The organism is Cysteiniphilum litorale (assembly GCF_003428165.1).
GTDB classification, from domain to species: Bacteria; Pseudomonadota; Gammaproteobacteria; order Francisellales; family Francisellaceae; genus Caedibacter; species Caedibacter litoralis.
The window spans coordinates 1-2,923 of sequence record NZ_QLIQ01000097.1 but is presented as its reverse complement, the minus strand read 5'-3'; the positions used below and the strand labels follow the sequence as shown (position 1 = coordinate 2,923).

Below are 2,923 nucleotides of genomic sequence, written 5' to 3'. Positions count from 1 at the left end.
GCCTAGATTTAAGAGTGTAATTTGGCGCACCTTGCCGCTTGCCATGCGCATCGTTTCAACTAAACGATAGCTGTAGTAGGTGACATCAGCGATGGTGCGTGTTTTTGTTTTGCGTATGTACATAAATTATGCAGCGGTATTTTGTATTGAATTGACTCTATCAGAGTTTGCAAGCATAAGCAATAGCAAACATATATATTATGGCACTACAAAAGTGATTTTGACATAAAATGAACGTAGGAATAAGGGTTTGAGTGGTATCAAATTGCAAAAAAAGTTTGATTTGAATGCTTTGTAATCAAAAATTTACCAACTTGGGAATTGCCTATATCCTTTGCTTGCCTTGATACTGGCGGCACCAATAACATGACATCTAAGGCATATGACTACGTGCGCCATAGTCGAATTGGCTTGCCGTTTGCAATTAAAGGGCGTGGTGGTGAGCATCTCTTTGTATCCGCACCCAGTCGCAAGCGTGTGCCCAATAAAAAAGCCTTTGATTTATATAACATTGGCACCGATGAGGGCAAAAGTATTTTGTACAATCGCTTAAAGCTCAATGATAGCCAAGGTGCGAGCGTGATCCATTTTGATGCTAATATTTGTGATGAGCGCTATTTTGGGCAGTTGACTGCGAAAAAGCGCCTGCTGCGTTACCAAAAAGGATTCCCAAAGTATGAATGGCACAATGTTGCCCCTGATAAGCGCAACGAGGCATTAGATACTTATATTTACGCACTGGCTGCATTGAGAATTACGAATATTGATTTGAACCTAAAACGGCAGCAATTATTGAAAGAAACAAAGGACAAACCCAAGAAAGTGAGCGCTAAAAAAAGCTATAAGCTTTAAACTGTTCGGAGTTTCCGAATAGTTCAGTGTGAAGCGAGCTTTGAGCTAACGAGTCGATTAAGGCTAATGCCTTGTTCAGCAGCTGTAATTGCGAGGGTACGATGTGTTTCAGGTGGTATTCGTACCATGAATGATCCACTGTATTTCTTTTCAGAAAGCGGTGCAGGAATGGTTTCACCAGATAATTGCATATCAAGTAAGACATTGCTGACAGTAGTGCGTATTCCTTTTAAAGCAGCTTCAGGTGATGCGTCGAGCCATGATAAGGATGGAAATTCAGCACATAAGCCAATGTACTCATTATCATCAGCAGACCAAGTGACGCGATAAGTGTAGTGATCGGCATTCATTTTTGCATGTCCTCCAATTTTTTGATGGCTAATAGCACTTGCTTTACTTGATAGGGTTTATTTTTGCAAACGATGAGAAGTGCCTTGGTTGTTAACAATGGCAAGCTTGAAATTCCCATCAACATATTGCTTCATCAAGAAGTTAAGTAACGTCTGGTAAGGTAAGCCCTCATGCTCAGCCTTTTCTTTAAAAGCAGCAAGCGTTGTTGGGTCTGGCTTAAAAGAAATTGGCTTTCTGACTTTTTGCATGGTTGCTTTAGCCATTTGCTCAAGCTGTGCTTTGCGTGTTTTAAACTCATCCTCCGCGATGGGCTTGTATTCCCCGCGCTTATCAGCTTGCATAATAGTTTCTTCAATGACATCAAGTGCTTTTATGTTATTTTTTTGGGATGTATTACGCATTTGTATCGCCTCCAAATCGTTTAGTTTGCTTACGGTCTGCATAAGCGGTAATCAACCTTAGGTTATTGTTACGCTGTTCTGTGGCAACAGAGTAAACATAGTCACCAATACGAACGCGCAGAATGCTTTGGTTAGGGTGATTAACATTATCGTCAATCGCTAGTAAATCACCATTTTCAATTGCCGTAACAATCTGCTCAAATGAGATATGTCTTTCCTGCTTGAGCTGTTTATTTTTCTTTTCATCCCATTCAAACATTTAACGCTGACGTTATTTCGTATCTGTAGTTATTCTAGTAAATACTCAGTATATATCAAGATGTTTTAGCAAATACGTTAAGTTTACACAAACTCCCCCTATCCCTACGCATACAATATCCTTAACAAAGATGGGGGTCTTATGCTTTTTATGGATATTGAAACAGAATTAGCGCAGAAATATGCTGAATTAGAGGGCATTCGCGCATCAATCAATAAAGCGATTAGTAATGCGCATATTGGTACTTATAGCGCTGCGGGTAATTCGGTTACCTATCGCGAGATGAAAGACTTGCGCGCGGAGGAATCACGGCTTGTTTTTGCGATTAATCAGTTGGAGCTTATTAAGCAAGATAAAAAAAGTAAAAAAGCAAATAGCTTTATGTCAACAGGGTTTAGGGTGCGTTAATGGGATTATTGTCACTTTTTAAACAGGATAAAACAAAAGCACAGCATGCGTTGCAGCGCAAGACGTACAATGTGATGCAAAAGCGGATGTATGAGGCAGCGCGCTCCAATCTGGTACGGGATATTTTCTCAGGTGGTGATATCGATGAGATGATTGAGTCACAATCCAGTGCCATTTTGCGTCGTGCGCGTGAAGCATATGCCAATAATGATTACGTCAAAGGCTATATTTCAATGGCGTGCACCAATATTATTGGGCACAAAGGCATTCGTATACAGTGTAAAAGCAAAAGTGACGCGTTAAACAATAAGACTGAGCTTAGCTTTTCTCGTTGGGCACGTCGTGGACGCTGTGATGTCACCGGACAGTTATCACTGATCGACGTGCAATTATCTTGCGTGCGCTCGTTATTGCGTGACGGTGAGTTTTTTGTGCTTAAACACGTGATCGATGGGCAGCTACAATTGCAATTAATTGAGGCTCTATTTGTGTTTCAGGGAGTTAAATAAAATGTTGTGCAATATTTAGGACTTACGCATTGATGACAGCGTGATTATGTGCTAGTTCCCCTGTATACTTACCAAAAATGGATGTTGATAGGCTTTAACCAAGCATGACAAGAGCAATAACACGACCACCAACAGCTCAATGT

Annotated in this window: 6 protein-coding genes; 3 read left to right on the top strand and 3 right to left on the bottom strand. The window is 40.6% G+C overall.

The genetic code is table 11. The annotated features are described in order from the left end of the window. Window positions 1–321: 321 nt before the first annotated feature. Window positions 322–852, top strand: coding sequence for a terminase gpA endonuclease subunit (locus tag DNJ75_RS14560; RefSeq protein ID WP_157968389.1), 531 nt, complete (start codon window positions 322–324; stop codon window positions 850–852). Between the two features lie 23 nt (window positions 853–875). Here DNJ75_RS14560 and DNJ75_RS14555 read toward each other — a convergent pair whose 3' ends face one another. The 3 genes from DNJ75_RS14555 to DNJ75_RS14545 are packed head-to-tail and all read right to left on the bottom strand — an operon-like array spanning window position 876 to window position 1,863. Then, on the bottom strand, window positions 876–1,202 hold the full coding sequence (locus DNJ75_RS14555; RefSeq protein ID WP_117004159.1) for a type II toxin-antitoxin system HicB family antitoxin: 327 nt from the start codon (window positions 1,200–1,202) through the stop codon (window positions 876–878). Window positions 1,203–1,259: 57 nt separating this feature from the next. Continuing rightward, window positions 1,260–1,604 carry a hypothetical protein gene (locus DNJ75_RS14550; RefSeq protein WP_117004158.1) on the bottom strand — a complete coding sequence of 115 codons (345 nt, stop codon included), beginning with the start codon at window positions 1,602–1,604 and terminating at the stop codon, window positions 1,260–1,262. After that, complete coding sequence (locus DNJ75_RS14545; RefSeq protein WP_117004157.1) at window positions 1,597–1,863, bottom strand: BrnT family toxin; 267 nt, start codon at window positions 1,861–1,863, stop codon at window positions 1,597–1,599. The genes DNJ75_RS14550 and DNJ75_RS14545 overlap by 8 nt, the downstream gene beginning before the upstream one ends. A 141-nt stretch (window positions 1,864–2,004) precedes the next feature. On the opposite strand from DNJ75_RS14545, the gene DNJ75_RS14540 reads away from it, so the two are divergent. Together DNJ75_RS14540 and DNJ75_RS14535 are read left to right on the top strand one after the other, a co-directional pair. Next, window positions 2,005–2,271, top strand: a complete 267-nt coding sequence (locus tag DNJ75_RS14540; RefSeq protein WP_117004156.1) for a hypothetical protein — start codon at window positions 2,005–2,007, stop codon at window positions 2,269–2,271. Next, window positions 2,271–2,780, top strand: coding sequence for a phage portal protein (locus DNJ75_RS14535; protein WP_117004155.1), 510 nt, complete (start codon window positions 2,271–2,273; stop codon window positions 2,778–2,780). The genes DNJ75_RS14540 and DNJ75_RS14535 overlap by 1 nt, the downstream gene beginning before the upstream one ends. Window positions 2,781–2,923: the final 143 nt, after the last annotated feature.

Bases quoted from the DNA above. Each gene is read 5' to 3' on its own strand.
- DNJ75_RS14555 (WP_117004159.1), bottom strand. From the start codon at position 1,202: ATGAATGCCGATCACTACACTTATCGCGTCACTTGGTCTGCTGATGAT.
- DNJ75_RS14550 (WP_117004158.1), bottom strand. From the start codon at position 1,604: ATGCGTAATACATCCCAAAAAAATAACATAAAAGCACTTGATGTCATT.
- DNJ75_RS14545 (WP_117004157.1), bottom strand. From the start codon at position 1,863: ATGTTTGAATGGGATGAAAAGAAAAATAAACAGCTCAAGCAGGAAAGA.
- DNJ75_RS14540 (WP_117004156.1), top strand. From the start codon at position 2,005: ATGCTTTTTATGGATATTGAAACAGAATTAGCGCAGAAATATGCTGAA.
- DNJ75_RS14535 (WP_117004155.1), top strand. From the start codon at position 2,271: ATGGGATTATTGTCACTTTTTAAACAGGATAAAACAAAAGCACAGCAT.